Source organism: Nonomuraea basaltis (genome assembly GCF_005893125.1).
Taxonomy (GTDB): Bacteria; Actinomycetota; Actinomycetes; order Streptosporangiales; family Streptosporangiaceae; genus Nonomuraea; species Nonomuraea basaltis.
Genome location: NZ_VCJS01000473.1, coordinates 1 through 3,102, shown reverse-complemented (window position 1 = coordinate 3,102; position 3,102 = coordinate 1). Strand labels below are relative to the sequence as shown.

At 66.6% G+C, this 3,102-nt stretch carries 1 protein-coding gene and 1 pseudogene; both read left to right on the top strand.

What is annotated here, in order from left to right; translation table 11 throughout:
- Positions 1-434: 434 nt before the first annotated feature.
- Positions 435-2,165, top strand: a complete 1,731-nt coding sequence (gene ltrA, locus EJK15_RS68490; protein WP_138720803.1) for a group II intron reverse transcriptase/maturase — start codon at positions 435-437, stop codon at positions 2,163-2,165.
- A 94-nt stretch (positions 2,166-2,259) separates the two neighbouring features.
- Positions 2,260-3,039: pseudogene (locus EJK15_RS68485) on the top strand (IS1380 family transposase); the annotation flags it as partial.
- Positions 3,040-3,102: the final 63 nt, after the last annotated feature.

Genomic DNA, 3,102 nt, shown 5'->3' with positions numbered 1-3,102 from the left:
AACGGCACGGTACTTCTGCCTGCCCGTGAGCCTTCGGGCTTGCTTGAGCCGAGATGCCTGGAAAGCGGGCTTGTCCGGTTCTGAGGGGGCGGGGGCGCAGAAATGCACTCCCGCTACCCGACCCCGACCCGGTCGCGACTCACTCGTGCGGAACGTGGAAACCCCGACGGGGTCCGGCGGCCTCTGGCCGCCGGTGGGCTGACCGTGAGGAAAGCCGATCTCCCCGGCGGGAACAGGATGGCCAAGAAGCGAACGCCGGTGGCCGAAAGGCGACGGGAAACCGGGACGACGATGACGGCACCTCCGCCGTTGGTCTCGGATAACCGGCCGGATACGGGTTGTTGCCCGAACCCGTAAGGGTGCTGACGTGGCCAGGTGGGCCTGTGAAGAGATCAAAGACGTGGAACCGGAACCGAAGGACAAGTTGGACGCCCATGGCGAACGGACCGGAGGACGAGATCCACGACTGGCTGTCGATCGATTGGCGGCGGGTCGAGGACGAAGTACGGCGGCTGCGGCAAAGAATCTTCACGGCGACGCAGGCGGGAGACCTGGCGAAAGTCAGGAATCTGCAGAAACTGATGCTCCGATCCCGCTCCAACGCCTTGCTGGCGGTGCGGCGGGTGACCGAGCTGAACGCTGGCCGTCAGACGGCGGGCATCGACGGCAAGACTGTCCTGCTCGCACCCGCGAAGGCCGAACTGGCCGACTGGGTGCAGCAGCACGCCGAGCCGTGGAAGCCCAAACCCGTCAAGCGGGTATTCATCCCCAAGGCAGGCGGTCGTCAACGCCCGCTCGGCATCCCGGTGATCACGGACAGAGCTCTGCAGGCTCTGACCGTCAATGCGCTGGAGCCAGAGTGGGAAGCGCGGTTCGAGCCGAAATCCTATGGATTTCGTCCGGGCCGCGGCTGCCACGACGCGATCGAGGCGATCTTCACGGTGGTCGCGGGCCGCAACCCGCACCGTCGGTGGATCCTCGATGCCGACTTGGTCGCGGCATTCGACAAGATCGACCACAACCATCTGATGTCGATGCTCGGCACATTCCCCGCACGGGGGCGGGTCGGGCGATGGCTGAAGGCGGGAGTGCTCGATCGTGGTCGGTTCGCACCCACCGAAGAGGGCGTTCCTCAGGGCGGTGTGATCAGCCCGTTGATGATGAACGTGGCCCTGCACGGACTCGAAACTGCAGCCGGAGCCAGAACGTTTCCCGACGGCTACACACACGCGGGAGGCGCCATACCTGGAACACCCGTTGTGGTGAGATATGCTGATGATCTTGTCGCGCTCTGTGTCAGTCCTGAGCAGGCGCAGCAGGTCAAAGCGGATCTCACGCGGTGGCTGGCCCCCCGAGGCCTGGCCTTCAACGAGGATAAGACTCAGATCGTCGCCCTCGAAGACGGCTTCGACTTTCTCGGGTTCAACATCCGCCGTTACCGGAACGGGAAGCTGCTGATCAAGCCGAGTAAGGCCGCCGTGCTGCGCATCCGCAGCAGGCTCGCCGCCGAGGTGAAGGCCCTGCACGGGGCCAACGCCCAGGCGGTGGTCAACAAGCTCAACCCGATCATCCGGGGATGGGCTGCCTACTACCGCACCGTGGTCTCCAAGGAGATCTTCTCCTCACTCGATCACTACGTGTGGAGGCTCACCTATCGGTGGGCGCTGCGGGCGCACCCGAACAAGTCCAAGCGCTGGGCGAAGGCCCGGTACTTCGACGCGTTCCACCCGTCCAGACGGGACCACTGGGTGTTCGGTGACCGCGACAGCGGCCGTTACCTGGTCAAGTTCTCCTGGACACCCATCGTCCGGCACCGGCTGGTCAAAGGCGGAGCGTCCCTGGACGACCCCGCCCTGACCGGTTACTGGGCCGCTCGGAAACGACGCGGCAAACCGCCGCTGGGGCCGTTCTTCGGCAAGCTCCTACGAGCTCAGAACGGACGCTGCCTCGGCTGCGGCGACCTGCTGTTCCACGAAACGCAGGAGCCTCAAAGCCCCGCCGAATGGGAACAGTGGCTCCTCGCGCTGCGCAAGGCGATCCGCCGATCAGCGATCACCGCCCCGAACGGCGCACCGGACGAGACAGCACGCTGCCTGATGCACGCCCACTGCGCGAGACGCCGTCAGGTAACACGCGTCACGACCCCAGCACCTGCAACGGCCTGAACGCCCCAGGGGCTTGCTTGAGCCGGATGCTCTGTGAGGGGCACGTCCGGTTCTGAGGGGGCCGGGGCGCGGTAACGCGCTCCGGCTACCCGACAACACCGCCGCCGACCACATCGAGGCCACCCGGCTCGCCTTGGCCCAACTCCCCAAGCACCTGCGGCGCAACGTGCTCATCCGCACCGACTCCGGCGGCGGCACCCGCGAGTTCCTGAACTGGCTCACCCGCCCAGGACGATGGCTGAAGTACTCCATCGGGTTCACCATCACCGACGACATCGCCGCCGCGATTCTCAAACTCCCCGCCACCGCCTGGACACCGGCCTACGACGCCGACCGCCAGATACGACCCGGCGCATGGGTCGCCGAGCTCACCGGCCTGCTCGACCTGACCGGCTGGCCCAAAGGCATGCGGGTCATCGTCCGCAAAGAACGTCCGCACCCCGGCGCCCAACTGCGCTTCACCGACATCGACGGACACCGCTTCACCTGCTTTGTCACCGGCACACGAAGCGGCCAGCTCGCCGACCTCGAATTACGCCACCGCCGTCGCGCCCGCGCAGAAGACCGCATCCGCGCCGCCAAGGACACCGGCCTGCGCAACCTGCCCCTGCACGACTTCACCCAAAACCAGATCTGGCTGGAGATCGTCGCCCTGGCCTGCGAACTCCTGGCCTGGATGCAGATGCTCGCCCTGCACGACACCGACGCCCGCCGCTACGAGCCCAAACGACTCCGGCTACGCCTGCTCGCCGTCGCCGGCAGCCTGGTGCGCGGAGGCCGCCGCCTGCGCCTCCGCATCCCCCAGCGATGGCCCTGGGCCAGGCAAATCATCACCGCCCTGACCCGGCTGCACGCCCTGCAGGCACCGACCTGACCATCACCAGCCCATCCCTACGAGCAGAAAGGCACTGCTCGTAGGGATGGGCTGGTGATGGTC

Coding starts and splice junctions, on each gene's coding strand:
- ltrA (WP_138720803.1), top strand. CDS start 435: ATGGCGAACGGACCGGAGGACGAGATCCACGACTGGCTGTCGATCGAT.